Origin of the sequence: Streptomyces griseiscabiei (assembly GCF_020010925.1) — a bacterium.
Lineage (GTDB): Bacteria > Actinomycetota > Actinomycetes > Streptomycetales > Streptomycetaceae > Streptomyces > Streptomyces griseiscabiei.
This window is the reverse complement of record NZ_JAGJBZ010000001.1, coordinates 251,396-277,638: the sequence shown is the minus strand read 5'-3', so window position 1 is coordinate 277,638 and position 26,243 is coordinate 251,396. Positions and strand designations below refer to the sequence as shown.

General features: G+C 71.4%; 24 protein-coding genes and 2 pseudogenes. 15 read left to right on the top strand and 11 right to left on the bottom strand.

Going from position 1 to position 26,243, the window contains the following annotated elements:
• Positions 1–2 precede the first annotated feature (2 nt).
• On the top strand, positions 3–1,679 hold the full coding sequence (locus J8M51_RS01125; RefSeq protein ID WP_267298894.1) for a TIGR03086 family metal-binding protein: 1,677 nt from the start codon (positions 3–5) through the stop codon (positions 1,677–1,679).
• 52 nt (positions 1,680–1,731) lie between these two features.
• Here J8M51_RS01125 and J8M51_RS01120 read toward each other — a convergent pair whose 3' ends face one another.
• On the bottom strand, positions 1,732–2,097 hold the full coding sequence (locus J8M51_RS01120) for a YybH family protein (RefSeq protein ID WP_086755847.1): 366 nt from the start codon (positions 2,095–2,097) through the stop codon (positions 1,732–1,734).
• 100 nt (positions 2,098–2,197) lie between these two features.
• Here J8M51_RS01120 and J8M51_RS01115 point away from each other — a divergent pair, with 100 nt between their 5' ends.
• Complete coding sequence (locus J8M51_RS01115; RefSeq protein WP_086755848.1) at positions 2,198–3,079, top strand: LysR family transcriptional regulator; 882 nt, start codon at positions 2,198–2,200, stop codon at positions 3,077–3,079.
• A 164-nt stretch (positions 3,080–3,243) separates the two neighbouring features.
• On the opposite strand, the gene J8M51_RS01110 is transcribed toward J8M51_RS01115, so the two are convergent.
• Both J8M51_RS01110 and J8M51_RS01105 read right to left on the bottom strand, forming a co-directional pair.
• On the bottom strand, positions 3,244–3,876 hold the full coding sequence (locus J8M51_RS01110) for a calcium-binding protein (RefSeq protein WP_143673186.1): 633 nt from the start codon (positions 3,874–3,876) through the stop codon (positions 3,244–3,246).
• A 141-nt stretch (positions 3,877–4,017) separates the two neighbouring features.
• Positions 4,018–4,467, bottom strand: coding sequence for a GNAT family N-acetyltransferase (locus J8M51_RS01105; protein WP_256964701.1), 450 nt, complete (start codon positions 4,465–4,467; stop codon positions 4,018–4,020).
• 244 nt (positions 4,468–4,711) lie between these two features.
• Between J8M51_RS01105 and J8M51_RS01100 the strand changes: the two genes are divergently transcribed.
• The gene (locus J8M51_RS01100; protein WP_086755851.1) at positions 4,712–5,086 is read left to right on the top strand and encodes a hypothetical protein; all 375 of its coding nucleotides are present in this window, start codon (positions 4,712–4,714) and stop codon (positions 5,084–5,086) included.
• Positions 5,087–5,225: 139 nt separating this feature from the next.
• Positions 5,226–5,558 (top strand): hypothetical protein, encoded by a 333-nt coding sequence (locus J8M51_RS01095; protein ID WP_143673187.1) that lies wholly within the window; start codon positions 5,226–5,228, stop codon positions 5,556–5,558.
• Positions 5,559–5,600: 42 nt separating this feature from the next.
• Here the strand turns inward: J8M51_RS01095 and J8M51_RS01090 are convergent, their stop codons facing one another.
• Positions 5,601–6,326 carry a dienelactone hydrolase family protein gene (locus J8M51_RS01090; RefSeq protein ID WP_086755853.1) on the bottom strand — a complete coding sequence of 242 codons (726 nt, stop codon included), beginning with the start codon at positions 6,324–6,326 and terminating at the stop codon, positions 5,601–5,603.
• A 228-nt stretch (positions 6,327–6,554) separates the two neighbouring features.
• Here J8M51_RS01090 and J8M51_RS01085 point away from each other — a divergent pair, with 228 nt between their 5' ends.
• Positions 6,555–7,412, top strand: coding sequence for a GNAT family N-acetyltransferase (locus J8M51_RS01085; protein WP_086755854.1), 858 nt, complete (start codon positions 6,555–6,557; stop codon positions 7,410–7,412).
• A 307-nt stretch (positions 7,413–7,719) separates the two neighbouring features.
• On the opposite strand, the gene pepN is transcribed toward J8M51_RS01085, so the two are convergent.
• The 5 genes and pseudogenes from pepN to J8M51_RS01060 form a co-directional block, all read right to left on the bottom strand.
• Complete coding sequence (pepN, locus tag J8M51_RS01080; protein ID WP_086755855.1) at positions 7,720–10,149, bottom strand: aminopeptidase N; 2,430 nt, start codon at positions 10,147–10,149, stop codon at positions 7,720–7,722.
• A 191-nt stretch (positions 10,150–10,340) separates the two neighbouring features.
• Positions 10,341–10,604 (bottom strand): annotated as a pseudogene (locus J8M51_RS46435) (helix-turn-helix domain-containing protein); the annotation flags it as partial.
• A 26-nt stretch (positions 10,605–10,630) separates the two neighbouring features.
• Positions 10,631–10,792: pseudogene (locus J8M51_RS46430) on the bottom strand (CoA transferase); the annotation flags it as partial.
• Positions 10,793–10,851: 59 nt separating this feature from the next.
• The gene (locus tag J8M51_RS01065; protein ID WP_086755856.1) at positions 10,852–11,793 is read right to left on the bottom strand and encodes a fumarylacetoacetate hydrolase family protein; all 942 of its coding nucleotides are present in this window, start codon (positions 11,791–11,793) and stop codon (positions 10,852–10,854) included.
• Positions 11,794–11,932: 139 nt separating this feature from the next.
• Positions 11,933–12,892 carry an MBL fold metallo-hydrolase gene (locus tag J8M51_RS01060; protein WP_256964706.1) on the bottom strand — a complete coding sequence of 320 codons (960 nt, stop codon included), beginning with the start codon at positions 12,890–12,892 and terminating at the stop codon, positions 11,933–11,935.
• Between the two features lie 136 nt (positions 12,893–13,028).
• Here J8M51_RS01060 and J8M51_RS01055 point away from each other — a divergent pair, with 136 nt between their 5' ends.
• The 6 genes from J8M51_RS01055 to J8M51_RS01030 all read left to right on the top strand — a co-directional run bounded on the left by J8M51_RS01055 (position 13,029) and on the right by J8M51_RS01030 (position 18,797).
• Complete coding sequence (locus tag J8M51_RS01055) at positions 13,029–13,661, top strand: TetR/AcrR family transcriptional regulator (protein WP_086755857.1); 633 nt, start codon at positions 13,029–13,031, stop codon at positions 13,659–13,661.
• 326 nt (positions 13,662–13,987) lie between these two features.
• Positions 13,988–15,184 carry an ABC transporter substrate-binding protein gene (locus J8M51_RS01050; RefSeq protein ID WP_218781436.1) on the top strand — a complete coding sequence of 399 codons (1,197 nt, stop codon included), beginning with the start codon at positions 13,988–13,990 and terminating at the stop codon, positions 15,182–15,184.
• Positions 15,181–15,960 carry an ABC transporter ATP-binding protein gene (locus tag J8M51_RS01045; protein WP_218781437.1) on the top strand — a complete coding sequence of 260 codons (780 nt, stop codon included), beginning with the start codon at positions 15,181–15,183 and terminating at the stop codon, positions 15,958–15,960. The genes J8M51_RS01050 and J8M51_RS01045 overlap by 4 nt, the downstream gene beginning before the upstream one ends.
• Positions 15,957–16,706 (top strand): ABC transporter ATP-binding protein, encoded by a 750-nt coding sequence (locus J8M51_RS01040; protein WP_086755859.1) that lies wholly within the window; start codon positions 15,957–15,959, stop codon positions 16,704–16,706. The genes J8M51_RS01045 and J8M51_RS01040 overlap by 4 nt, the downstream gene beginning before the upstream one ends.
• Entirely contained in the window at positions 16,703–17,563 is an 861-nt protein-coding gene (locus J8M51_RS01035) for a branched-chain amino acid ABC transporter permease (RefSeq protein WP_086755860.1), read from the top strand. Before J8M51_RS01040 ends, J8M51_RS01035 begins: the two co-directional genes overlap by 4 nt.
• Before the next feature lie 127 nt (positions 17,564–17,690).
• Positions 17,691–18,797, top strand: a complete 1,107-nt coding sequence (locus J8M51_RS01030; RefSeq protein WP_218781438.1) for a branched-chain amino acid ABC transporter permease — start codon at positions 17,691–17,693, stop codon at positions 18,795–18,797.
• A gap of 46 nt (positions 18,798–18,843) precedes the next feature.
• Here the strand turns inward: J8M51_RS01030 and J8M51_RS01025 are convergent, their stop codons facing one another.
• The gene (locus tag J8M51_RS01025) at positions 18,844–19,236 is read right to left on the bottom strand and encodes a hypothetical protein (RefSeq protein ID WP_086755865.1); all 393 of its coding nucleotides are present in this window, start codon (positions 19,234–19,236) and stop codon (positions 18,844–18,846) included.
• Positions 19,237–19,406: 170 nt separating this feature from the next.
• On the opposite strand from J8M51_RS01025, the gene J8M51_RS46075 reads away from it, so the two are divergent.
• The 3 genes from J8M51_RS46075 (at position 19,407) to J8M51_RS01015 (ending at position 24,724) form a co-directional block, all read left to right on the top strand.
• Positions 19,407–19,949, top strand: coding sequence for a helix-turn-helix domain-containing protein (locus J8M51_RS46075; protein WP_179203101.1), 543 nt, complete (start codon positions 19,407–19,409; stop codon positions 19,947–19,949).
• A 40-nt stretch (positions 19,950–19,989) separates the two neighbouring features.
• Positions 19,990–23,130, top strand: a complete 3,141-nt coding sequence (locus J8M51_RS01020; RefSeq protein WP_317852970.1) for a WD40 repeat domain-containing protein — start codon at positions 19,990–19,992, stop codon at positions 23,128–23,130.
• Positions 23,131–23,287: 157 nt separating this feature from the next.
• Complete coding sequence (locus tag J8M51_RS01015) at positions 23,288–24,724, top strand: polysaccharide deacetylase family protein (protein ID WP_086763672.1); 1,437 nt, start codon at positions 23,288–23,290, stop codon at positions 24,722–24,724.
• Positions 24,725–24,763: 39 nt separating this feature from the next.
• On the opposite strand, the gene J8M51_RS01010 is transcribed toward J8M51_RS01015, so the two are convergent.
• Positions 24,764–25,333, bottom strand: coding sequence for a TetR/AcrR family transcriptional regulator (locus J8M51_RS01010; protein WP_086763670.1), 570 nt, complete (start codon positions 25,331–25,333; stop codon positions 24,764–24,766).
• Between the two features lie 141 nt (positions 25,334–25,474).
• Between J8M51_RS01010 and J8M51_RS01005 the strand changes: the two genes are divergently transcribed.
• Positions 25,475–26,185, top strand: coding sequence for an alpha/beta fold hydrolase (locus tag J8M51_RS01005; RefSeq protein ID WP_086763668.1), 711 nt, complete (start codon positions 25,475–25,477; stop codon positions 26,183–26,185).
• Positions 26,186–26,243 lie beyond the last annotated feature (58 nt).

Here is a 26,243-nt window from a genome sequence, read left to right as displayed (position 1 = left end):
CCATGCACATGTACACACACCCGCCCACGCCCACGCACGCGCACGCGCACATGGGCAGGGACGACGCGTCGCGGCCCACGTGGAGCATCGGCGCGGTGGCACGGCAGACCGGGCTGCCGGTGAAAGTGGTCAGGCACTGGTCGGACGCGGGCATCGTGGTACCGGTCGACCGGACCTCCGGCGGCTACCGCCGCTACGACACCACCGGCGTGGCCCGGCTGCACCTGGCCCGCACGCTGCGGGACCTGGGGCTGGGCCTCGGTGACATCCGGGCCGCCCTGGACCGCGAGGACGGGCTCGCCGAGGTGGCGGTCGCCCAGGTCGAGGCACTGGAAGCCCGGATCCGCCGCCTGCGGACCGACCAGGCCGTCCTGCGCACGGTCACTCGTCGCACCACCCACGAGGGACTCACCCTGATGACCCGTCACGCCCGGATGTCCCCCGACGAACGCCGCACACTGGTCCACGAGTTCCTCACCGACACGCTCGGCGACCTGGACGTGCCCCACTTCCGGGAAGGGCTCCTCGCGGCCGGCTCCGACCTGCCCGACGATCCCACCGACGAGCAGGTCGAAGCCTGGCTGGAGCTGGGCGAGCTGGTCGCCGACGGGGAACTGCGTCCCGCCGTGCGGCGCCTCGCGGAGTACGCCGCCCGTCAGGGGAAGGCGGGAGGGCAGGGGCGGGGGCAGGGGCAGGGGCGGGGGCAGGGTGAGCAGGACGCCACCGTGGACGAGGAGATGCGCGCACTGACCGACACCTGGACGGCACGCGTCCGCGCGGCGCTACGGGCCGGCACCGCGGCGGACTCCCCGGCCGCCGACGGGGTCGTCGCGGACGTCGTCGCCGCGTGGCTGCCCAGCCGCGCGAACACCGCCCCCGCCACCGTGACCGCCGACGGAACCGAGGCACGCAGACTCCTGCACGAGCAGCTCACCACCGCGGCCGAGCCCGCCGTCGAGCGCTTCTGGCAGTTGCTGTGCGTCCTCGGCGGTCGCCCCGCACCCGCCGGGATCACCGGCGAAGGACAGTGGCTGACCACCGCGCTGCGCGCCAACCCCGCCCCCGGCGCGCGCGACGCCCGGCTCGCAGCCCTCTACGCGGATGACACCGACCCCTGGCCGGGCGGCGTCCTGGACGCTTTCACCCGTGTCCAGGACACCGTGGGCGGGCTCGTACGGGCGACCGCGCCGGACCGGTTCGGCCTGCCGACTCCCTGCGAGGCCTGGACCGTACGGGATCTGCTCGACCACCTGGTGTGGGAGAACATCATCTGGGGCGGCCTGGCCCAGGGCACGCCTCCCACCGGCGGCCACACCGAGGACCATCTCGGTGACGACCACCTCGCCGCCTTCGAGACGGCCGCCGTCCGGGCTCGCGACGCCTTCCGGCAGCCGGGCATGCTCGACCGCTCCTTCGGCCCCGCCCCCGGCCGACGCGTGGTCGAGCAACTCCTCGTCGAACTGCTCGTGCACGGCTGGGATCTCGCGACCGCGCTCGGCCGCGACCGAGACCTGGAGCCCGACATCGCGCGCGCCGCCCTGCCGGTCGTCCGGGAGATCTACGGCGACCTGCCCCGCACGGTCGGCGGGTCCATCGCCCCGGCACATCCCGCACCCGAGGGCGCCCCGGCCCTTGACCATGTGGCCGCGTTCCTCGGCCGCCGCATCCCGCACCAGTAGGACCGCCGTTCAACAGCCTTCATCCTCAAGGCACGCGGGAGGCGCCGGGGTATCAGCGTGCCGGCGGGACGAACTCGGGCTGGTCGAGCAGGCGCAGCCAACTTCCGTCGGACTGACGCCTGACGACCTGCGCCCGTGCCCCGGCCTTGTCCTTCGGCGGGGTCGAGGTGAGGGCGATGCCGTCGCTGACCAACGTCGGCAGCGGCGGCTCCGCCTCGAAACGGGGCCCGCCCGCCAGCACCTTCTCCCACAGCGCGCGGATCGCGTCCCGTCCCACCGTCACCTCGCCGGGCGGATAGGCCAGCACCGCGCCCTCCTCGTAGAGCGCGGCGACCCCGGCCGCGTCACCTGCGTTGGACCGCTCGATGAACAGACGGGTGAGGTCTTCGGGCCGCATGGCCTTCTCGTACTCCGGCATGGGTTTCTCCTGACGTGAGGCTTCGGTGTCTCTCTCAGCCTGGTCGCCCGCCGTCCAGAAATCCAACAGCTGGATTCGATGCGAACTAGAATCTGTGGTTATGGAGTTGAGGCAGCTGGAGTACCTCGTCGCCGTCGCCGAGGAGCGGAACTTCACGCGGGCGGCCGAGCGTGTGCACATCAGCCAGTCCGGCGTCAGTGCCCAGATCCGCCGGCTCGAACGGGAACTCGGCGCCGAGCTGTTCGACCGGTCGGCCCGCACCGTCACCCTCACCGCCGCGGGGAAGGCAGCGCTCGAACACGCCCGCACCGCACTCGCCGCGGCCGGGGCCGTCGGCCGGGCGGTGGGCGAGGTGGCCGGTCTGATCCGGGGGCGGCTCACCGTCGGGATGGTCATCGGCTGCACCCTCACTCCGCTGTTCGACGCCCTCGCCGCGTTCCACCAGGCGCATCCCGGTGTGGAGATCTCGCTCCTCGAAGACAGCTCCGACCGGCTCACCGACCAAGTACGCACCGGCACCGTCGACTTGGCGCTCATCGGTGCCGCGGCCGCCACCCCCGACGGGCTGGGCGCGCTGACCCTCATCAACGATCGGCTCGTCGCGGCGGTCCCGGCCGGGCACCCCTTGGCGAATCAGCGACGGGTCACCCTGCGCGACCTGATGGCCCACCCGATCGTGTGCATGCCTCCCGGTACTGGTCTGCGCGCGGTCTTCGACCAAGCCTGCGCCGCACAGGGCCTCCGCCCCTCGATCGCGCTGCAGGCCAGCGCCGCCGACGCCATGGCCGACCTCGCCGCCCGCGGGCTCGGCGTCGCCCTCCTCAGCGACTCGATGGCCGCGAACTACCGTGACCGGCTCACCGCCCGTACCATCGACGACGTCGACACACCGGCACTGCTCGCCCTGATCTGGAAGCGCGCGCACAATCCGGCGGTACGCGAACTGCTCACGCACACGCGGCAGGCGTTCGACGGCGCTTGACCGGTGAGCCGCGCCAGGTGTCGTGCGAACGGCTCGGGGTGGGGCCCGGTCCGGCCGCCGTGGTGGAGTGTGAGGCGGCCGGACCGGACACGACCGGACCGGACAGGGCCGGACCGGACACGACCGGACCGGGCAGGGCCGGCCGGACAGGATCGGTGCGACCGTCAGTCGTCGCAGGAGACTTCGCTGTCTCCGGGATCTCCGAGGCAGACGTCGTTGCCGTCCTGGCCGTCGGAGAAGTCGTTGCCGTGTATGCCTTCCTGGGCGATGATCCGGTCGTTGCCCGGGCCGCCGGTCATGGTGTCGGAGCCCGCTTCGCCCCAGAGCTCGTCCGTGTTGTTCCCGCCCTGCAGCAGGTCGTCACCGGCGTCGCCCTCCATCACGACACGGACGTCGCTGGGCCGTGCGTCGAAGGTGTCGTCGCCGCCCTTCCCGTAGAGGTAGGCGCGGGTCCTGGTGGTCTGAAGGGTGACGGTGTCGTCGAGGTCGCCCGTGTCGACGGACAGCGCGCGTACGCCGGTCGCGCAGGTCACGGAGTTCGCGGTCCGCTGGGTGCAGCCCGTGCCGGCGGTGAGGGTGTCACCGGCGTCGGTGACGACGATGTTGGTTCCGGCGGCGCTGATGGTGATCTGGTTGGCCTTGCCCTCGGCGGCGGTGACGTAGATGAACGCGAAGTTCGCGGTGACCGTGCCCCCCGTCGCGGCGTGCGCCTGCCCCACCGGCAGGACGAGCGCCGCGCCCACCGCCACCGCCGCCGTCACTGCCGTCTGCAACCCCTTGCGGGTTGTCGTTCCCATGCTGCTCCTGTCGTAGAGACGTTGCCGCGCCGGCCGCTGGTCGGGCGGCGACTGGCAAACCGGACTCAGCATGCTCATGGCGTGACGGCGGCTCATGGGGGCACAGCCCCCATTTATCGAGCATGGGGTCCTGAGCGGCGGTCAGGGGATGACGAAGCGCAACTCCGGCCGCTCCCAGGAGACTTGCGGCGGCGACGGGGCGACCGTCCCCACGGGCTGCGCGCCCAGGCGCCGGTAGAACTGTTCCGCCGGGGGATGGGACACCACACGCACGGCGGTGAGACCGGCCCGTCCGGCCTCACCCGTCATGTGCTCGATCAGGAGCCGCCCGATGCCCCGCCCCTGGGCCTCGTCCGCCACGAAGGCCAGGTCCAACTCCGGTGGCTCCAGGACGAGGGCGTAGAAGCCCAGCGGCTCACCGGACCCGTCGACGGCCACGAAGACCCGATGCCGGGTGATGTAGTCGGCCGTCACCTGGTACCCGGCGATGATCGGGGCGTACCGCCCCCGGTAGGCGCTGGAGCGGTGGATCAGCGAGGTGAGACGCGCCGAGTCCTGGGTGACGGCACGTCTGATCGTGGTGGACTGCACGCGTCGCAGTATAGGAGTCCAAGGGGTAGCAGCTATTACTGAGCAATTCCTCCCCTCCTCCCTCGCCGACCTGCGAACAGGTGGTGGTTTCGCGCGGATCGAGGAGCCGCCGGGCGGTGCCGCGGAGGTGTTTTCCACCGCGCGGTGCGCCAGGTGCGCTCGATGCCCGATCGTCACGGTCGGATCGGGCCGCCATCGTGTCCTGCGCGGTGCCGAACAGGCCGTTCCGTGGTGCAGTCGACTCATGGCCTCACCGCCCCAGGACGAGCAGGACTCCCCGGTGACTCCCCGGGCCCGCCGACGCCGCTCATGGCTGATCGACATCGCGGTCGCCCTGCTGTTCCTGGTCGCGGACGCGGTCATCGTCGTGGTCGCCGGGATGCTGCTCGTCATGCTCAGCCTGGCCGGTACACATCCGCCGAGCTCCTCCGCGACCGCGCACTCCCGCGATGTCTCCGTCCTGACATGGCTCGTCGTCTGGGGCGTCCCGGCCGTGGCAGCGACCAGCGCCTTCGCACACGCCCGCCTGAGGATGCCGGTCACCGCCGTAGTGCAGACCGTATTCACCCTGGCCTGCGTGTTCCTGGCCGTGGTGGGGACCCGCATCCTGCTGTCGTGAGCGCGCACGAGCGACGACATCCGCCGCGTGCCCTCGACGGCGGGGAGTTCGCTGGTGTGGTGGCCGTCCCGGAGTCCGGCGCACACCATCCGTACGCTCAAGTTCGACGACTCGTTCGACTATGACAGCGAGGGGCGCAATGCCGGAGACCGTTGAATGGCTCGTGGACTGGCACGCCACACAAGAGCAGGAACTCCGCTCTCGCGGGATCACCGCCACGGTGAAGCAGCCAGCCCCTGGGACAGCAGGGAGAGGGCGCCCGAAGGCAACGGCCGTGTGCCTCACCCTGGAGTCGGACGAGCGTCTGGGGAAGCTGTTTGTATGGGAATCGGGAAGCGCTTCACTGCTCTTCATCGACTGCCGGACCGAGTACACCTGGCAGGACGAGCAGGTGATCAGCTCGGAGAACGACCTGCCCCGGATCCTGGCTCCGATCATGAAGCTCGTCGAAGGATCTGTTGACCAGGGTTGAAGAACAAGGTCAAGCCCGTGAACGAACGCCAGTCGGCCCAGATCACTCCGTCAGGGGCAGGCACTCGGCGAGCAGGTCGACGACGTCCCGCCAAGCGCGTTGCGCGTGCTGAGGGTGATGACCGACCCCGGGAAGCACGATGTGGTCGACCGGCGGGTGATGGAAGGCGTGCAAGGCGCCGCCGTAGACCACGAGGCGCCAGTCGACGCCCGCGGCCTGCATCTCGGCGGCGAACGCGTCCCGTTGGGCGGGCGGCATGATCGGGTCCTCCGACCCGACCCCGGCCCACACCGGGCAGCGAATGCGCGCCGTGTCGCCCGGTCGGCCCGTGGTCAGTACGTTGACGGTCGCGATCGCGCACAGGTCGACGCCGTCGCGCCCGAGTTCCAGCGCGATCGCGCCCCCGGTGCCGTAGCCGACGGCGGCGATCCGGTCCGGGACGGTCCGCGGCTCGGCCCGGAGCACGTCGAGCGCCGCGTGGCCGATGCCTCGCATACGGTCGGGGTCGGCGAGCAGCGGCATGCAACGGGCCAGCATCTCCTCGGGGTCGCCCAGACAGCGCCCGCCGTGGAGATCGAAGGCCAGCGCCACATACCCCAGCTCGGCGAGCGCATCGGCACGGCGGCGCTCGACATCACTGAGTCCCACCCCCTCGGGCCCGACCAGCACGGCGGGCCGACGGTCGACACCGGCCGGGAGCGAGAGGTGCCCGATCATCGTCAGGCCGTCGGCCGCGTACTCGATCGTGCGCGTGGTGACTGTCGTCATGAGCCTGGACTGTAGTGATCGTCGAGCCCGGTCGGGCCGGTGTTCTGCTGCTGGCAGAGGACAGGTCTCCGGCGTATCGGCGAACCGCCGTCCGCGCCCGAAGGGCACCGTGCGGAGGTGCACATGCTCTCAGCGAAGAATGGACGACATCTCGGCAGCGGTTTCCGGCCGAGAACTCCCGCAGGCGGATTGGAAATGAAGTGGCGTCGCTCGTGCCCTGTTGCTTGGATGCCCGGCGTGACTTCCGCTGCTTTTGACGATCATCCTGAGCGGGCATTGCTGGACCGGCTCGAGGAGTACTACGACGCGGTCCCGCGCCACGGCGCCCGAGTCGAGGACCACGGGCCGCTGACCCTGTTCGTGCGGGAGGGCCAGGGCTGGCCGTTCTACGCACGTCCCGCACGGGGATGGACAGGACCGCTGGAGGCCACCGACGTGCAGAAGGTCCGTGCCCGTCAGCGCGAACTGGGGATCCCGGAGAGTTTCGAATGGGTCGCCGAGACCACGCCCACGCTGCGGGCAGCAGTCGAGGAGTCGGGACTCGTGGTCCACGAACATCCGCTGATGACGCTCGATCCCGGTACTCCCGCAACTCCACCTGAGGAGTTGTCCGGCACCATATCCGTACGCATCGTAGGCGCGGACGACCCGATACTGCCCAGCGCCCTGGCGGTTCCTCACCTCGCCTTCGCCGAGCCTGGAACCCACGTCGGTCTCGCGGGAGCACCACAACTGGCGGAAGCGATCGACGGACGCGTCGCCGACGGATCGGTGGAACGCACGATCGTGCGTATCCGGGCAGGTCTGACAGCGGTCGCCGCAGCTGTCGAACATGGATCAGCGCTGTCCGCAGGCCAGCACCAACCACTCGCGGGAGTCAGCGAGATCGTCGGCGTCGGAACACTCCCCGCAGCTCGCCGTCGCGGTCTCGCACTCGCGGTCACCGCGGCACTGGTGGCCGACGCCCGATCGCGGGGTGCGGCCACCGTCTTCCTGTCGGCAGGTGACGACGACGTCGCACGGGTCTACGCCCGACTCGGCTTCCGCAAGATCGGTACGGCGCTGATCGCCGAACCCGCCGAATAGGGCCGCTCCGTCCACTTCGCGGCGGTGTTACTTCTCACCGACATTCTCGGGCCCTGTGATCGGCAAGTGGTGTCCAAACTCGGATGCAGACGGTGTCCGTATTCGCCTACGAAGCCATGCGGTCGAGCGTGACGACGCCCGGGTCTGCTTCGCGGACGAAGCCGGGTTCTCGATGGTCTCAGTCAAGATTTCCGTGACGGGCTGACGGGCTGACGGGGTGACGGGGTGACGGAGTGTCATTTGCTGACCGTCCGGCGCCCGAGTTACCGCGGATGGGCGCCCGGAGAAGCACCAGCGCCGCAAGCCTTCAGCCGCGGGAGCGCAGTATGCGGCGCATCCGGTCGGCCCGGTCCAGGAGGTTCGTGCGGACGACCGGGACAACCTGTGCCGCCAGGTCTTCCGCTCGACCCACGAAGTTCAGGTCGATACCGAACACCGGGAAGAGGCTTTTGGTGTAGGTCGTCGCCTGCTGGGTTCCGCTGCGGTGGATGGTTCGCACGAGATCGAGGTAGGCCTCCGTGTGGGGCCTGAGCAAGTCGTCCTGGCCGGCGCTCCAGAACAGCGTCGCGACCGAGTGGACCGAGGCGACAGGCACCGCGCGGTCCGTCGCCAGCGTCTGCCAGACCGCATTCTTCACGGCCGCGTCCGGGGTCGCCGCGCGGACCTGAAGCCTGCTGATCCATGCGTCGGGATCCGGGTCGCGGTCCAGAGTCTGTGCCTCGGCTGCGGTCGGGCTTCCGAGCTGAGCCTTGCGAACCAGTGCCCGCCACTGGAGGTCGATGTCTTCCCCGGCCTCGGTCTGGAGCCACGCGACCTCCTCCGGTCCGGCCGCGGTGCGGGCGAAGCCACGCAACGCCGCTTTGCGGTGGGCGCCGACGTCGGAGAGGCTGCGGCACGCCTCAGCCACTGCTCGCAGCAACTCGTCCCGCTGCGATCCCGGGCTCCACAGATCCGCGGCCTCGACGGCCAGGTTGAGATACGGCTCGATCACCGACGCGGACGTCTCGACAGCGAGCACTCCGGTCAGGCACCGCACGGCTTCGGCGGCTGTCGCTTCGCCGTTGATCAGCATGTCCCAGGCCGTGGTCACGGCGACACCCCGCGCGGTCGCGGTGGGCAGGCGGGCGGCGTTGCGGAAGAACGCGTCTCTGGTCGTGGCGTCGGGTCTCGTCGAGGCGAAGGTCAGGTCTTCATCGTTGACCAGATACAGGTCGGCCCCTGCTGGTAGGTCGAGCCGGGTCCGTTCGCCCGTCACCTCGACTTCGACGAGTGCCATGCGCTCAAGGTGGTCCCCGGACCGCTCGTAGGCGCCGACGGCAAGCACATGCGGGCGTGGCCGGCCCTCAGGCCCCTGAGCGACCAGGGCGAACCCGTCGGCATCGTGGTCGAGAGTCAGCCGGTCGGTGCCCGCCGTCTCCAGCCATCCCGTGCGCCACCGGTCCAGGTCACGTCCACTGGCGTCGGCGACCGCGTCGATCAGGTCATGCAGCGTGGTGTTGCCCCAGGCGTGTGTGGCGAAGTAGCGGGTGAGACCGGCGGAGAAGTTCGCCTCGCCGACGTACGTCATCAGTTGGTGCAGTACGGACGCGCCCTTGGGGTAGGTGATGGCGTCGAACGTCGCTTTCGCCTCGGAGACGTCGCGGACCCGCTGGCGGATCGGGTGCGTCGTCGGTCCCTGGTCCATGAAATAGGCTCTGATTTTCTCGCCGGCCAGATGTGCCGTCCAGGCATCGGTGTACGACGTCACGCTCACCGCGGCCCAGTTGCTCGCGAACTCCGCGAACGCCTCGTTCAGCCACAGGTCGTCCCACCAGCGCATCGTGACGATGTTGCCGAACCACATGTGCGCGAGTTCATGCAGCAGGTACCGCGAGAAGATGTCCCACTCCGCCCTGGTCGGAGTGGTCCTGCGCAGGAACCAGTCCATCCAGGTGACGCAGCCGAAGTTCTCCAACGCGCCGGGGAACTCGGGCGTGAAGACCTGGTCGTACTTGTGCTGCGGAAACGGCATGCCGAACTTGCCGGCGAAGAACTCGAGCCCCTGAGTGGTCAGGGTGAACAGCTCATCGGCGTCCCGGTCCAGGATCGAAGCCAGCGACTGCCGGGCGAAGAGCCCGAGATCATGACCAGCTCCGCGACGACGCAATTCGTAGTACGGGCCCGCATTGATCACGGTGTTGTACGCCGCCAGCGGCGGCGTCGGCGGGAAGGTCCAGCGCCGCACCGAGCCGAGCTCTTCAACCTGCGGGTCACCGCTGTTGCTCAGCACCCGCCAGTCGGCAGGAGCGGTCACGGTGAATGCCCACGGCGCCTTGAGGTCCGGCTGGTCGAAGCAGGCCAGCACATGCCGGGCGTAGTCGGGAGCGAAGTCGGTGTAGACATACGTCTCGCCGTCGGCGGGATCGACCGCCTTGTGCACGCCCCGGCCATCGGCCGAGCACTCCGTCACCGAGACCACCGTGAGGACGCTGTGTTCGGCAAGATCGGTCAGCGCGATCCGGCCCTCAACGGCCGGCCGCAGCACGACCCCGTTGAGCGTCGCGCTCTCGACCGTCGCCGCACAATCGACAAAGGTATCGGCCCCGGGCCGGCGACACGCAAAAGTGATCGTCGATTCGCACCGGACCCGCGAACCGGTCAGCAACTCCGAAAGATCGACGGCCACGTCATACCGCTCGACCGTCAGCAGCCTCGCGCGCCGCTCAGCCTCGGTTTGAGTCAGACTCTTGCCGCTCATCGGTTTCCCTCTCGCAGATCCGTTCATCGCTGCGCACCACCCGCTCGGCAGCAAGAAGTTCATGTGCCCATCGCGCCGCCTATCGACTGATTGCCGGCCTGCTCCCAGACTTGGAGGACAGAGCACCCGAAGACGATAAATGATCACCTTTCCGCTGCACCGAGTGGTCGAGGCTGATCAGCCCGCCCACAAGCAGACCCGGGCGTCGAGCGCCGCCGCGGTGTTTCCAGCCGGAGTGAGGTCTCCTTCACCCAGCCGCTGACCGCTTCCTCGTCGCGCTCGACCGCGCGCCGGGCCGGGACCTGGTGGCTGAAGCCGTGCCGGTGCAGCATCTGCGCGATCGCCGACAAGGTCATGCTCCGGTGGAACCGGCGTCCGATCAGGGTCCTGATCCGCGACAGCGTCCAGGTCTGATCCGGCCGGCCGTGCGCCGCCGGCCCCCGCGCGAGTTCCCCTCCGGCGCCAAGAACAGCGCCTGCCGCCGGCGGGCGAACTCCCTGTCCTCCCCGACGCAGGAACCGGTGACCCGGGCGATGCGGCCCGCCGTCAGCAGGAAGCCGAGTTCCTGGCCGTCCACGCCGCAGTTGTTGGACACCACACGCAGCCCGTCGGCGCCTTGGGCGCGCAGGGCGGTGATGAGGACGGTGAGGCCCTTGTCCTTGTCCTTGTTGTTCGGGCCTTTCTCGTTCTCACCTACGGAGGTCACCCTCTGCGGCGGGCCCGGGGCAGTGGGACCGGGGCGACGCCCCCGGCGACGGTGTTGCTGATGCTGCCGATGCCCTCGACCGTCATGGTGACGGTGTCGCCGCGGACGAGTGGTGGAGGTTCCAGGAAGCCTTTCCGGCCCCAGAGTTCGGCCAGGCAGCCGTGGCCGCAGGTGCCCGAGCCGAGGACGTCGCCGGGGCGGATCCAGGTGCCTCGGGAGGCGTACGCGGCCATCTCCTCGAACGTCCAGGCCATGCTGGACAGCCGGTCCTGGCCGACGGTCTCGCCGTTGACCTGGACGGAGAGGGCGAGGTCGAGGAAGCCCTCCGGGTCGCGGTGGGGTTCGAGTTCGTCGGTGGTGACCAGCCAGGGGCCGAGGGTGGTGGCGGTGTCCTTGGCCTTGGCCGGGCCGAGTTTCACCTTCATCTCCCGGCCCTGCACATCGCGTCCGGACCAGTCGTTGAGGATCGTGTAGCCGATGATGTGGTCGCGTGCCCGCTCGGGCGTGAGGTCGCGGCCCTCCTTGCCGATGACGGCGGCCACCTCCAGTTCGAAGTCGAAGCGGCGGCAGCCGGGAGGCACGGGCACATCGTCATGGGCGCCGATCATGGCGTACGGGTTCGTGAAGTAGAACGCGGGCGCGGCGTACCACTCCTCGGGGACCGTGTCGCCGTATCCCCGCGCGACACCCGCCACATGGCTCTCGAAGGTCATGTAGTCGCGGACGGTCGGCGGTTCGAGCGGCGGCAGCAGCCGGACGTCGGCCAGAGGTACCGACAGGGAGCGGGCGAGGGCGCGCTCTCCCTCCTCACACAGGGCCTCCCCTCCCTCCATGATGAGATCGAGCAGGTCGACGGGGTGCTCGAAGGCGTGGACCCGGTCGTCGGCGACGACTCCGGACTGCCATTTCCCGTCGTGGACGAAGGTCGCGAACTTCACGCAGCGCTCTCCTCTGCCGTGGCCGGGGCGGGGCCGGCCGTGCCATGGACGGTGCTGGTGGCCATGTCTTCTCCTTGATGGGGCCGGGGGTGAGCGGGGCGCGATGGCGCGTGCCGAGACTCCCGGGTGCCGACGCCGCTCAGAAGCCGGGGCCGGGGCCGGGGCAGGGCCAGGCGAGGTCGGCCATGCGGCCGAAGAGTTGGGGGCCGTCGAGCGGAGGCGTTCCGGGGGCGAGTTCGCGGTAGACGGTGTGCACGTTGACGGCGAGGCGTTCGCTCTCGTCGAGGCCGGCGAAGCGTCCGAGGCGGATGTCGCGGCCCGCTTCCTCGGCGGGCATGCCCTTGTCGAAGCGCGCGGTGGCCTGTTCGTGGACGTACGACAGATAGTCGCGGACGGCGCGGACCGCGTCCTTCGTGGTGACCGGACCGTGTCCGGGCACGATCACCTCCACGTCCAGGGCGAGCAGCAGATCGCACGCGGTGAGCCAGTTGGCGAACGGACCGTGCCAGACGACGGGTGTGGAACCGGCGAACACGATGTCCCCGGTGTAGACGGTCCGCGCACGCGGGACATGGACGATCGTGTCCCCGGCGCTGTGCGCGGGGCCGACGTCGATCAGCCGGACCTCCGTCCCGCCGATGTCCAGGACCGTCCCGCCGTCGAACACCCGGTGCGGCAGCACGGGCCGGACACCGGCATGGTCGAAACGGCCGAAGATCCGGCGGGCGAACCGCCCCGCCGCCGTGTCCGCACTGGTCAGCGCGTGCATCTCCGCCGGGCCCACCTGGCGCATGTCGGTGAGTGAACCGCGCGTCGCGATGATCTCGGCGTGGGCCACGAGCTGATTGCCGAACCAGTGGTCGCCGTTGCCATGCGTGTTGACCACGGTCGAGACGGGCGCGGTCTCGGTCACCGGCGCCAGTCCGTCGAGCATGGCCCGGGTGAGACGCAGGTCGTACAGGGTGTCGACGAGCAGGGACTCGCCCCGGCCGGTGACCAGCCCGGCGTTGCTCATGCCCCATCCGCCGGTGCCCGGTACCCATGCGTGGCAGCCCTGGCCGAGATCGATCCGGCTCGCCGGGGAGATCGTGGAAGCCACGCCGCCTCCTGTCCATGTCCCGAATCATATCGAGACTGAAGTCCATTGATGGACTGGAGTCCATCTGTGGGGTGCAATCTAAATATGCCGGTCGGCGGGGGTCAATACCCGTGGGGGCCTGTGCTGTACTGGGCCCATGACGATCTCGGAGGCGGGAGGCGTACCCGCCCAGGACACCCCGCCCCTCGGGCGCCGCGAGCGCAAGCGGCAGCAGGTGCGCGACCAGCTCTACACCGCCGCGGCGGGACTCTTCGTGGCCCAGGGGTACGAGGCGACGACGATGGAGCAGATCGCGGAGTCCGCCGACGTCGCCCGGGCCACCGTCTTCAACCACTTCTCGCAGAAGGTCGGCTTCCTGGAGGAGTGGGGAGTCCGCCGACGGGCCCGGGTCGCGGCCATCCTCAGCCAGGAGAACGCGGAGGATCTGCCGGTGGGCGACCGGCTGCGCCGCTACCTCGGGGAGATGGCCGACCTCAACGTCGCCTCGCGTGCGGAGACCGTCATCCTGATGGATGCCTCCGCGCGGTTCGGCCGCCTGCTGCAGGACCCCTCACTCGAAATCGAACTGGCGAAGATCGTCGACGAGGGGCGGCAGCGCGACGAGATCCGGTCGCAGGTCGACCCCGACCAGGCCGGCGCGCTGCTCGCGTCCTGCTATTTCTCCTCGGTCCTGCGCTGGATCCGCGAAGAGCCGGAGCCGTTCGACCTCCCACGCCGCCTCGACGGAGCGCTCGACATCATCCTGCTGGGCATCCTCGCGCAGCGGTGACCGCAGCGGTGACCGCAGCGGTGACCGCAGCGGTGATCGTGGTGGCCGCCGCGGCGGTGGCCACGGCGGCGGCCGGCGCCCGAGGTCGGTGAGCGCCGCCGATTCGGCAGACCTGAGGCTATTTTTGGACTTGAGTCCACGAATATCTGCTTGAACTGTTGACGGTCGTACGGCCGCGGCTCTACGTTCAACCCGTCGATCGGGCCGCAAGCCGCGAAAGCCCGCAAAGCGACTCTTCTCGCGTCGTTCTCGTGCACGCCGGGTGTTCGCCGGGTGCGTGTGCTTCTTCTCCCATGCCGTTCCCGCTCCGTATCCGGGAGGTCCCCGTGCGCCCTCGTACTCCCTTTGCCACCCTCGCCGTCGGTCTGGTGCTCACCGTCACCGCGTGCGGAGGGGGCTCGTCCACGTCCTCCTCCGGTGGCGACGGCCCGATCGAGATAGGCATGATCACCTCGCTCACCGGTTCGCTGCAGACCCTCGGCACGGAGGGCCGCAAGGCCGCGGAACTGGCGGTCGACCAGATCAACGCGGACGGCGGGGTCCTCGGACGGCAGCTGAAACTGACCGTCAAGGACGACAAGAGCCTGCCCGACCAGTCCGTCCTCGCCTTCAACGCGTTCAAGGACAAGGGCGTGGCCGCCGTCCTCGGCTCTCCGTCCGGGGGATCGGCGCTGGCCACCCTGCCCGCGGTGGACCGCGCGGAGATCCCTTACCTCTCCCTGACCCCGGCCGACGAGCAGGTGGCGCCCGTCCACCCGTACGTCTTCGTCGTACCGGCCCTGGCCTCCGACTACGCCGAGCGCCTGTTGCAGTACTACAGGTCCGAGGGCATCACCAGGCTGGCCGTCGCCTACGACACCAAGACCTCGTACCCGACCTCCGGCTACCGGGCGATGAAGGCGATGGCCGCGAAGTACGGCGTCGAGATCGTCGCCACGGAGAAGATCCAGAGCACCGCCTCCGACTTCAGCGCCGTCTTCACACACGTCAAGGGCACCGACGCCCAGGCTCTCGCGGTATGGGTGACCGGCCCCGCCTCCGTCGTCCTGACCAAGCAGTACGCCGCCTCGGGACTGGACATCCCGATCTCCTTCACCGGTTCCCAGGCCAGCAAGCTGTGGCTCGACCCGGCCGGCAGGGCCGCCGAGGGCGCCATCGTCGCCAGCTCCATCGGAGTGGTCGGTGACACGCTGCCGGACGGGGCGCAGAAGAAGGCCATCGAGGCCGTCGACCAGCCGTTCCAGGACAAGTACGACTACCAGCCACCGCAGTTCGCGCAGGACGGATACACCGGGATCCAGCTGCTGGCCGCCGCCATCGAGCAGGCGAGGAGCAGCGACCACGAGAAGATCCGGCAGGCCATGGAGAAGCTGACGCTCACCACCCCGAACGGCACCTACCGTTTCAGCGCCGAGAACCACTCGGGACTCTCCGCCGACTACATCTCCGTCAACTCCGTCACCGACGGCGCGTTCGTCCCGACCGCCTGGTCGAAGAGCGAGCTGGAGAAGGTGGCCAAGTGACCGATCCCCTGCTCCGGTTGAGCGGCCTGACGCGGTCGTTCGGCGGGGTGTACGCCGTGGACGGCGTCGACCTGACGGTGGACCGCGGGACCACCCGCGGCATCATCGGCCCCAACGGGGCCGGCAAGTCGACCCTGTTCAACCTGGTCAGTGGTCAACTGCCCGCCGAGCGGGGCGAGATCCGGCTCGACGGACGGCGCATCGACCGGCTGCCGCCCCACCGCAGAGCCCGCCTGGGCATCGCCATCGTCTTCCAGGGCGCCCGCACCTTCCACGGGATGAGCGTCCTGGAGAACGTGATGGTCGGCGCCCACGCCACCACCGGCGCGGGGTTCGCGGCAGCCGCGCTCAGGCTGCCGCGCCACCGCCGGGAGGAACGGCTGATCGCCGAGCGGGCGCGCGAGGCGGTGCGGCGGGTCGGCCTGGAGGCCTGGGCGGACCACCCCGCGGAGCTGCTGCCGCTCGGACAGCAGCGCGAACTCCAGGTCGCCCGCGCCCTGTGCGGGCAGCCGACCCTGCTGCTCCTCGACGAACCCGCCTCCGGCCTGCGGGCGGGGGAGCGGGAACGGCTCGCCGACCTCATCGAGCACCTGCGGGCGGACGGCCTCACCATCATGCTCGTCGAACACGACGTCGCCCTGGTCGGCCGCCTCGCCGACCGCGTCACCGTCCTGGACCTCGGCAAGGTCATCGCCGAGGGCACACCGGACGAGATACGCGCCGACCCCCGCGTCGTCACGGCGTATCTGGGCACGGGGACGGAGGCCGCCGCATGAACACCTCGCAACCGCCGCGGAGCGATGTCGTCGAGGTCCGCGACCTGGTGGTCCGCTACGGCGTCGCGACCGCTCTCGACCACGTCTCGCTGCGGGTCGCCCCCGGTGAGACGGTCGCCCTCGTCGGCCCCAACGGAGCCGGAAAGTCCACCCTGGTCAACACCCTGACCGGAATCCTGGCACCGGCCTCCGGCACCGTCGAGGTACGGGCCAGGATCGCTCAGGTGCCCGAGGGCCGGCAGATGTTCGGCGACCTCACCGTCGACGACAATCTGCGCCTCGGCGCCTGGCGGCTGTCCGGCCGGGGCCACGGCCGCCGCGGACAGCGGGACACCGCATGGGTGTACGAACTGCTGCCCGGCCTGGTCCGGGTCCGCGACCGCAGGGCGGGCGGGCTCTCGGGAGGACAGCAGCAGATGGTCGCCGTGGGACGCGCCCTGATGAGCCGGCCGGAGGTCCTCGTGATCGACGAACTGTCCCTCGGCCTCGCCCCCCTCGTCGTCGCGGACCTCGCCGGACACCTGACCGAACTCAACCGGGAGCGAGGCACGGCCGTGCTGCTCATCGAACAGAACGCGCGGCTCGCCCTGGACCTGTGCAGCCGCGCCTACGTCCTGGAAGCGGGCCGGATCACCGCCGAGGGAAGCAGTGCCGACCTGGCCGCGAGCCCCGAGATCACCCGGGCCTACCTCGGCGAGACCCAAGCGGCCCATGCCACGCGGGCCGTGACACCGGAGACGACATGAGCGACTTCCTCGTCTACCTCATCACCGGACTGGGCACCGGCTGCGGCATCGCGCTGATCGGCAGCGGACTGGTGCTCATCCACCGGGTGACACGGGTGGTCAACTTCGCCCAGGGCACCTTCGCCGTCGTCGCGGCGCTGACCGCCGTCTCGCTCCTCGGCATGGGCGTCCCGCACGGGCTCGCCGAACTGCTCGGGGTCGCGGTCGCCGCCCTCGTGGGACTGCTCTTCGGCGCGATCGCCATCGGGCGGCGGGGCACCTCGCCGCAGGCCGCGCTCATGGTCACCCTGGGCCTGGGCGTCCTCGCGTACGCCGTGGAGGTCATGATCTGGGGTGACCAGGGCCGGTCCTCCGAGGGCCTCGCCGGTGCCGTGACCCTGTTCGGCGCCCGTGTCCAGACCCACTACCTGCTCGTCATCGGCGTCACCGTGGCCGTCTTCGCCGCGATGGCCGCGCTGTTCGGCCGTACCGACGCCGGCAAGGCACTCTCCGCGTGCTCGTCCAACCCCTACGCGGCCCGTGTCGTCGGGATCTCCGTCACCCGCATGGGGCTGATCGCCTTCACCGTCGGCGGCGCCCTCGGCGGACTGGCCGGTGTTCTGCTGACGCCCATGAACTCGGTGTCCTTCGACTCCGACGTGGCGCTGATCATCAACGGTTTCGCGGCGGCGGTCGTCGGCTCCATGCGTCACATCGGCCGCACCCTGGCCGGTGCCCTGTTCCTCGGAGTGGCCGAGGCGATGGTCGCGGGCTACGGCAGTGCCGCCTACCAGAGCGTGGTGGCGCTGGGCCTGATCCTGGCGCTGATGATCGGACAGGCGGCCCGGACCCGCAGCGTCGTGGCGGAGGCGGGATGACACCTCGTCAAGGTGGAGCGGGCCGCCCGCCGTCCGCCGTGCACACCGGGCGCGGGGACGCCCGGGGGACCCCCTTCCGTGCTCGACCCCCGTACCGCCGCACCGCCGCACCAGAAAGGCAGCACGCATGAGCGCCGTCACCTCCGGCCGTGAACGGGCCACGTCCCAGACCGCCGCCGCCGCCGGCGGCGCGGGCGGGACGGGCGACACCTCGCCGTCGAACACCCGAGGGCCCGTCGGCGCCGCCATCGGCCGGGGAGGGCGAGCCGGACGCGTCGCGGCCGGAGCGGCGGCGGCCCTCACCCTCGCCCTGCCTCCGATGCTGACCGGCGCCCAGCTCTCCGTGTACATCATGCTCGGGCTGTCCGCCATGGTCGCCGTCGGGTTGAGCCTGCTCATGGGCTACGCGGGCCAGGTCTCCATCGGCCAGGCGTCGTTCTACGCCATCGGCGCCTACGCGGCCGGGCTGCTGAGCGTTAACGGCACCCCGCCCCTGCTGGCGCTGGCCGCGGCACCGCTGGTCGCCGCGGCTCTCGCCGCCGCCATCGGAGGACCGCTGCTGCGGCTGCGCGGGCACCACCTGGCCTTCGCCACCATCGCCCTGCAGCTCATCCTCGTCTCCCTGCTCGGCGAGGCGGAGTGGGCTGGTGGCTCGGTCGGTCTGCAGGGCATCCCGCGGCTCTCCGTCGGCGGCACCGAACTCGGCGAGGACATCCACTATGCCTACCTCGCCTGGGCCGCCCTGGCCGTGACCGTCCTGATCGCCCGCAACGTCGTCACCTCCCGGGCCGGCCGCGGACTTCGGGCACTGGCCACCAGCGAGACGGCGGCGAGCGCGAGCGGAGTCCCCGTGGCCCGCTACAAGCTCGCCGTGTTCACCCTGGCCGCCGCGTTCGCCGGACTCGCCGGAGGCGTCTACGCCTTCTTCATCGGCTACATCAATCCGGGCTCGTTCCCGGTGCTGCTGTCCATCCAGTTCCTGGTGATGGCCGTCGTCGGCGGGCTCGGCACCATCTGGGGCGCGCTCCTGGGCGCCACCACGGTCACCCTGATCGTGCAGCTCCTCAACGACCTGGGCTCCCGGCCGGGCATGCCCGCCGCCGCCCCCAGCATCCTCAACTACGCCGTGTACGCCGCCCTGCTCATCCTCGTCGTGCTGTTCCTGCCGCGCGGCATCGTCCCCGCACTGCGCGACCTGTGGCGGCGGCGCGTCGCCCGACCGGCGTCCCCGTGACACGCGGCCGCCGAGGGCCTCGTACCGTGCCGCCTCTGCGCCGGTCCTACCAGTACGTGGCCGGTCCGGTGAGCACCCAGCCCGCGTCGGTGGGTCTGACCCAGAAGCCCAGCGCCACCTCGATGATCCGTCCGCGGCAGGTGAGCTCGACGTAGAAGCCGCTGCCGGTCTCGCCCCAGTGGAAGTCCGCGAGATCGAGGTCGCCGAGCCAGGACAGGTCCCGCTCCCAGTCGTCGGGAGGGGGACCGCCGCTCGTCCCGTCCTCACCGGCGCTCGCTTCCACAGAGCCGGTCCACAGGGCCTTCAGCACATGCCGGACCGGGTGATGATCGACGGACTGCTCGGCCTCGGGGATCCTCCCGGCCCGGAGCAGGTCGAAGTAATCGCGCACGACCGCCTCGACGTCGGTCCTGCCAGGGGGCTCCGTCCAGATCTTCACCGCGAGATCATACGAGTCCGGTGACGCCACCGGGCGAGGCACCCTGGACGTCGCGGGCGGGCCCCGTACGGGAGGGCATTGCGGTGCGATCGGGGGGAAACGTACCTTGGGCGACGACTCGCTCTTGAAGCGTTTCAAAGCCGGACCCGGACATCAGGAAGGCACCACCCGTGGGACGACGCGAGAAGCCGGTCGACCCCGGTGCGGGCCCGGTGCAGCGGTTCGCGTACGAGCTGCGGGAGCTCCGTGAGAAGGCGGGGAAGCCGCCGTACCGGGAGATGGCCGCGCGCACGGGATACTCCATCACCGCCATGTCCCAGGCCGCCGCCGGTGACCAGCTGCCGTCCCCGCCGGTGGTGCGGGCGTACGCCGAGGCACTGGACGCCGACCCCGACGAGTGGGAGCGGCGCCGACGGGAGGCCGACGCCGAGCTGCGGGCGCCCGCGCCGGACGAGCGGCCGCCGTACCGGGGACTGTCCCGCTACGAGGCGGACGACAGCGAACTGTTCTTCGGCCGGGACGGGCTCGTCTCCGAGCTGGTGGAGCTGGTGGGCGAGCACCGGTTCGCGGCGGTGTTCGGAGCGTCCGGCAGCGGCAAGTCGTCCCTGCTGCGGGCGGGGTTGATCCCGAGCCTGCGGCGGGCGCCTGCCGGTCGGCGGCCGGCCGTGATCCGGGTGCTCACCCCGGGGGGAGCGGCCCGCGCGCACCCATGAGAAGGCGCTCGTACCGCGCGGAGGCGACCTGGACACCTGGGTGATCGTCGACCAGTTCGAGGAACTGTTCACCCTCTGCCCGGACCGCGAGGAACGCGACCGGTTCCTCGACCTGCTGCTCGCCGCCCGCGATCCGGAGAGCCGACTGCGGGTCGTCATCGCGGTCCGGGGCGATTTCTACGGCCACTGCGCCGACCACCGCGACCTGGCCGAGGCCGTGTGCCGGGCCGGCCTGCTGGTCGGGCCGATGGACCGCGACGAGCTGCGCGCGGCGATCACCGGCCCGGCGGCCGGCGCCGGCCTGAACGTGGAACGCGCGCTCACCGCCCGCGTCGTCGACGAGGTCGTCGACCGGCCCGGCGCGCTGCCCATGCTCTCGCACGCCCTGCTGGAGACCTGGCGACGGCGCCGCGGCCGGTTGCTGACCCTGGCGGCGTACGAGGAGACGGGCGGTGTGTCCGGCGCGATCGCGACCACCGCCGAGGAGGTGTACGGCGCGCTGCCGCCGGAGCAGCGCCGTACCGCCCGGCGCGTCCTGCTGCGGCTGATCTCCCCGGGCGACGGCACGGCCGACACCCGCCGCCCCGCATCCCGGGCCGAACTCGGCGCCGGCGCGCGAGAGGTGCTGGAGAGCCTCGCCGCCGCGCGGCTGGTCACCCTGGACGGCGACACGGTGGAACTCGCGCACGAGGCGCTGATCATCGGCTGGCCGCGCCTGACCGGCTGGATCGAGGAGGGCAGGGTACGGCTGCGCGCCCAGCGCCTGCTCGGTGAGGCGTCGCGCGGCTGGGAGGAGCTGGATCGCGATCCGGGCGCCCTGTACCGGGGTGAACGGCTGGTGCGGGCCGAGGAGCTGTTCGCCCGTGAGCCGGACGACGACGACCTCACCGCAGCCGAGCGGAGGTTCCTCGGCGCCTCCCTCACGGCCCGGGACACCGAGCGGCAGGCCGAGCACCGCACCGTACGGCGGACGCGTTCCCTCGCCGTGGGGCTGTCCGTGGTCCTCGTGCTGGCTCTGGTCGCCGCGCTGGTCGCCTGGGAACGCGACAGGGCGAGCCAGGAGGAGGCCGCCAAGGCCGCCGCCCGCCGACTGGCCACGGCCGCCGACGGGCTGCGCTCCACCGATCCCCGTACCGCCGCCCTGCTCGGGGTCGCGGCCTGGCGGATCGCCCCGCTCACCGAGTCCCGTTCGGCGCTGCTCGGCGCCCTGGCCCAGCCGGAACGCGACGCCTACACCGACCCCCGCTCCGCCAGCGCCGTCCGGCGTTTCCTGACCGACGGCGGCCGTACCCTGCTGAGCGTCGACGGCGACGCGGTGGTCGTCCGGAACATGACCGACCACAGGATCACGGCCACCTACCGTCTGCCGGGCGGCACCGAAGTGGTCGGCGCCGGTCCTGGCGCCCGCCACCTCGACGTCATCGGACCGGACGGCACCGAGCGGCTGTGGAGCCTGCCGCGGGCGGCTCCCGCCGCCGAACTGGGCGGCGCGACCCTGTGGGACAGCGCGCCCGACGGGAGCGCCTATCTCACCGGACCGGTGACCGGGCCCGGCACGGTCCGGCTGCGCCGGACGGCCGACGGCAAGGCCCTCTTCACCACCGGCCTCACACGCCCCCTCACCGCGGCGGCCCTGGGCACCGGAGGCCGACTCCTCGCCCTCTGCCCCGCCGACGGCCCGCCCCGGCTGTGGGACACGTCCCGCGGCGAGCGGCTTTCGGGAGCCTGGGACAAGGCGGACGCGAAAGTGTGCGGCACCGCCTCCGGCGCGGACGACGGCACCCGGCTGCTGAGCCTCAGCGCGGACGGCGGCAGGCTCGCCGCCGTCCACGGCACGACGGCCGTCATCTGGGACGTCCACAGCGGGCGCACGCTCGCCGAGTTCGCCAGTGGCGACGACTCCGGGTTCACCGAGGCCCGCCTCTCCCCGGACGGGGAGTTCCTGGCCACGTCCGACGGCCACGAGTTCGCCGTATGGCGCCTGGCCACCGGCGGCACACGGATCTTCCACCAGCCGCTGTCCGGGACGGACACGGCCGGGCTGACCTGGGTCCCGGGCGGGCGGCGTCTCCTTCGTTACCTCGACGGTGCCACCGTCCACACCCTCGACCCGACCGACTCGCTCGACGCACGCTGGCACAGCACCACGGCCGACGTCGGCCTGCTCAGCCCGGACGGCACCACGCTGGCCACCCTCGTCCGCTCCGGCAGCGGCTACCGCTTCGAGCTGCTCTCCACCCGCACCGGTACCGTCCTCGCTCACGCACGCCCGATCACCCTGCGGGGCATGCCCGGCGGGGAGGCCCCGCTCCTGGCCTTCAGCCCGGACGGCCGCGCACTGGCCGTCGCCGACACCGTCTCGACGGGCGGCTCACTGCGGCTGTGCCTCACCGTGTGGGACGTACGGGCGCACCGGGCACGTACGGTCCTCGGCACCTCCGGCGCGGCCGACCGCCCCGCGACCGCGCTCGCCCTGGGCCCCGGCGGCCGAACGCTGCTGGTCGGCCGCGCCACCGCGGAGGGCTCGGCGACCGAGGTGTGGGACGTCCCGGCCCGCCGGAAGACGGGCACCCTACGCGGTCTCTCCGGTGCGACGCTGGCCGCGCGGCCGGACGGGAAACTGCTCGTGGGCTCCGACGACCGGTACGCCGACCCGGGCTCGGCGAAGGTCACGGGGCGCGCGCTCGCCGACGGACGGAAGGTGACCGCCCTGGCGTTCAGCCCCGACGGCACCCGGCTGGCCGTCGGCGACGACTCCGGGCACGTCACCTTCTGGGACGGCGACCTGCGCGACCGCAACGGCGTGCTCACCGGAACCGCGGACACGGTCTCCCGGGGCGCGCCCGAGGCCGTGGGGGCGCTCGCCTTCTCCGCCGACGGCGGCACGCTGGCCGTGGGCGGCACCGAAGGAACCCTGCGGCTGTGGGACACCGCGGGGGGTCAGCTCCTCGGAACCGACCTTCCCGCACCCGGCGACGAGATCCGCTCCCTCGCCTTCACGGCGAACGGCGGCACGCTCTACGCCAGCGGCCCCCACGTCCCGCTGTGGCATCGGTCCGTCGACCCGGAACGGGCCGTCCGCACCGTCTGCGCCCGGACGCGCGGCGGACTGAGCCCGGCGCAGTGGCGGACCTACATCCCCGACGCGCCGTACCAGGAACTGTGCCCGGGCGGTCGGTGATTTCGGGGGCCGGGCTCGGCGCACAGGCGGTGCGGATTTTTCACCGTGGCCGTGCGGGTCGCTGAAAAACGGCTCCGACCCGCACAGTCCATGACCAGAACGACCGCGGCACCCCGTCGGCGGTGCCGGCCCTCCTCCTCACCCAGGTTCTGGTCCCATGCGCACTCACTCCCTCTTCCCGTCACTCCTCCTGCTCGGCGCGCTCGCCCTCACGGCGGCCTGCTCACCCGGACCTTCCGGCACCTCGGACGCCGCGTCGGCCGGGGCGAAGCCCGGATCCACCTCCACCGCCCCGCCCGTGCACGGCGTCGATCCGTCGAAGATCAAGGGCCTGCGGATCGTCGGCGACAGCAGCGAGCAGAGGTCCTGCGCGTTCGCGACGAGCTATCCGGACGTGCCGGGCGCCGAGGCGATGACGGCCGTGATGAAGAGGTACGTGGAGGAGCGCCTGGCCACGTTCCGCTCGGCCGGGTGCACGGGCGGCACGGACGGCCCCGAGTTCAACATCAGCCACCATTTCCTGGTCGCCTCCGGCGACGTCCTCGGCGTACGGCTCACCACGCATGACACCAGCGCGGCCGGTTCCGGGCTGTCGAGCACGACGTACTGGTACGACGGCGGGGCCGGCGCCTACCGGACGGCTCTCGGACTCGTCTCCGACGCCTCCCGGGACGCCTTCCTGACCGCGCTCGAGAACCGGCTCAAGGGGAACGAGGGGATGGACGACGCCACGCTCGACAGCGCGTTCGCCGACCCGGCCACCCGTGCCGCCGTGCTGGACGACATGGAGTTCACCGCCACCGGCGGACTGCGGGTGGCCTTCGACCGCGGCGACGTGGGCGTCCCGGCCGCCGGGGCCTCCCTGGTGGTTCTCTCCCGCGAGACGGTCACGCCCTGGCTCTCCGCGTTCGGCGAACGCGCCCAGCGGCAGACCGTGACGCCCGCCGGCTCGCTCGACCTCGGCGCCACGCACACCCCCACGCCGGCCGTGCCCACCCACACCGCCTCCGGTGACGACGACACCGACTGCGCGAAGGTCAAGTGCGTCGCGCTGACCTTCGACGACGGACCGGCCGTCCCGGAGACCGGGACCCTGCTGACGTATCTGGCGCGGTACAAGGCGCGCGCCACCTTCTTCACCGTCGGCCAGAACGTCGCCGCCCACCCCGACCTGGTGCGGGCCGCCGCCCGCGCCGGGAACGAGATCGGCAACCACTCCTGGAACCACCCCGATCTCACCGGACTGACCGCGGAGCAGGTCGCCCATCAGCTCAACCGCACCAGCGCCGCCATCAAGGCGGCCACCGGCACGGCCCCCACCCTGTTCCGCCCGCCCTACGGCGCCGTCAACGCCCGGGTGAAGGCCGCGACCACGCTCTCGCCCGTGCTGTGGGACGTGGACACCGAGGACTGGAAGTACCGCGACGCCGCCAAGGTCGCCCGGACCGTCATCGACACGACCCGGCGCAACGACGTCGTGCTGATGCACGACATCCACCCGACCTCGGTCGCCGCGGTCCCCGAGATCCTGCGCACCCTCACCGCCCGCGGGTACCACTTCGTCACGGTCAGCCATCTGCGGGCGACCCTCTGACCACGGTGCGAGCGCGGGCGGGCCCTCCGGCAGCCGCTGTCACGCGTCCCGGGCGGGGAAGACCTCGTCGACGGCGCGGCGCAGGGTTTCCCGGACGGCCTGGGCGTTGTCGAGTTCGGCGGCCTGGAAGGCGCCGTCGTGGAGGAGGACGAGCACGCGGGCGGCGTGGTCGGGGTCGTGGTGCCCCATGTCGGCCGCGAGGTCGCGCAGCACGCCGAACAGCCAGCCGCGCTGGTCGTCGATGACGGCGCGCACGGGGTGGGTGCGGTCGGGGTACTCGGCGGCGGCGTTGAGGAACTGGCAGCCGCGGAAGCCGTCCTCGAGGGTCGCGTCGCCGAGGACGGCCATGACCGCGCGGATCGCCTCGCGCGGCGCCTTGCCTTCACGGGCCCGCGCGACCGCGCCGCGGATGTCCTGAGCGGTGGTCGTGAGATAGGCGGAGACCAGGTCGTTCTTGCTGGGGTAGTGCCGGTAGAACGTGGCCCGGGTGACCTTGGCCTCGGTGACCAGGCGGTCGATGCCCACGGCCTGGATGCCCTCCGCGTAGAAGAGGCGGGAGGCGGTGCGCAGCAGCCGGTCCTTGGGGTGGAGTGGCGAGGCGGTCGTCATGCCTCCATCGTAAAGAACGACCAGTCGTTCCGTTCGACCCCCGTCCTCGGGGCGTTTGCGGCATCCAGGGAGAACGACTAGTCTCTCTCGCAGAAAGACCGATCGTTCTCTATCTCCCGAGACTCCTGAGAGGCCCCACCCATGAGCACCACCCCCACCATCGTTCTCGTCCACGGCGCCTTCGGCGACTCCGGCATGTGGAAGGGAGTCGTCGCCAGGCTCCAGGGGCAGGGCTACACCACCGTCGCCGTGGCGAACCAGCTGCGCGGCCTGGAGTCGGACGCCGCGTACGTCGCGACCGTCACCAGGGCTGTCGAGGGCCCGGTCGTCCTGGTCGGCCACTCCTACGCCGGCGCGATCATCACCCGTGCCGCCCGTGACGCCTCCAATGTCGAGGCCCTGGTCTACGTCGCCGCCTACCAGCCCGACGAGGGCGAGAGCGCCCTGGAGAACGCGGCCTCGCACTTCCCCGGTGCCAAGATGGGCCCGGACGTCACGTTCTCCTTCGCGCACGAGGGTGAGCCGGAGCTGCGGGTCCTGGCCGCGCACTACCAGGACGTGATCGCCGGTGACCTGCCCACGGAGGTCACGGACGTCCTCGCGGTGACCCAGCGCCCGGTGACGGTGAAGGCCCTGACGGACAAGGTGTCCGGCACCCCGGCCTGGCGCACCCTGCCCTCGTGGGCCGTGGTCGCCACCCAGGACCACGCCATCCCCGGCCAGGCCCAGGAGTTCATGGCCGAGCGCGCCGGATCGCACATCGTGCGCGTCGAGGCCTCGCACGCCGTGTCCATCTCCCAGCCCGACACCGTGGCCGACGCGATCGTCCAGGCGGCCAAGGCCACCCGCTGAATCCTCCCCTCGCCCGCCCCCGTGGCCCCGGGACTCGACCGGCCACGGGGGTAGGTCG

Bases quoted from the DNA above. Each gene is read 5' to 3' on its own strand.
- J8M51_RS01120 (WP_086755847.1), bottom strand. From the start codon at position 2,097: ATGCCGGAGTACGAGAAGGCCATGCGGCCCGAAGACCTCACCCGTCTG.
- J8M51_RS01030 (WP_218781438.1), top strand. From the start codon at position 17,691: ATGAGCGCCGTCACCTCCGGCCGTGAACGGGCCACGTCCCAGACCGCC.
- J8M51_RS01010 (WP_086763670.1), bottom strand. From the start codon at position 25,333: ATGACGACCGCCTCGCCACTCCACCCCAAGGACCGGCTGCTGCGCACC.
- J8M51_RS01015 (WP_086763672.1), top strand. From the start codon at position 23,288: ATGCGCACTCACTCCCTCTTCCCGTCACTCCTCCTGCTCGGCGCGCTC.
- J8M51_RS01110 (WP_143673186.1), bottom strand. From the start codon at position 3,876: ATGGGAACGACAACCCGCAAGGGGTTGCAGACGGCAGTGACGGCGGCG.
- pepN (WP_086755855.1), bottom strand. From the start codon at position 10,149: ATGAGCGGCAAGAGTCTGACTCAAACCGAGGCTGAGCGGCGCGCGAGG.
- J8M51_RS01035 (WP_086755860.1), top strand. From the start codon at position 16,703: ATGAGCGACTTCCTCGTCTACCTCATCACCGGACTGGGCACCGGCTGC.
- J8M51_RS01055 (WP_086755857.1), top strand. From the start codon at position 13,029: ATGACGATCTCGGAGGCGGGAGGCGTACCCGCCCAGGACACCCCGCCC.
- J8M51_RS01090 (WP_086755853.1), bottom strand. From the start codon at position 6,326: ATGACGACAGTCACCACGCGCACGATCGAGTACGCGGCCGACGGCCTG.
- J8M51_RS01125 (WP_267298894.1), top strand. From the start codon at position 3: ATGCACATGTACACACACCCGCCCACGCCCACGCACGCGCACGCGCAC.
- J8M51_RS01040 (WP_086755859.1), top strand. From the start codon at position 15,957: ATGAACACCTCGCAACCGCCGCGGAGCGATGTCGTCGAGGTCCGCGAC.
- J8M51_RS01095 (WP_143673187.1), top strand. From the start codon at position 5,226: ATGCCGGAGACCGTTGAATGGCTCGTGGACTGGCACGCCACACAAGAG.
- J8M51_RS01005 (WP_086763668.1), top strand. From the start codon at position 25,475: ATGAGCACCACCCCCACCATCGTTCTCGTCCACGGCGCCTTCGGCGAC.
- J8M51_RS01085 (WP_086755854.1), top strand. From the start codon at position 6,555: ATGCCCGGCGTGACTTCCGCTGCTTTTGACGATCATCCTGAGCGGGCA.
- J8M51_RS01115 (WP_086755848.1), top strand. From the start codon at position 2,198: ATGGAGTTGAGGCAGCTGGAGTACCTCGTCGCCGTCGCCGAGGAGCGG.
- J8M51_RS01100 (WP_086755851.1), top strand. From the start codon at position 4,712: ATGGCCTCACCGCCCCAGGACGAGCAGGACTCCCCGGTGACTCCCCGG.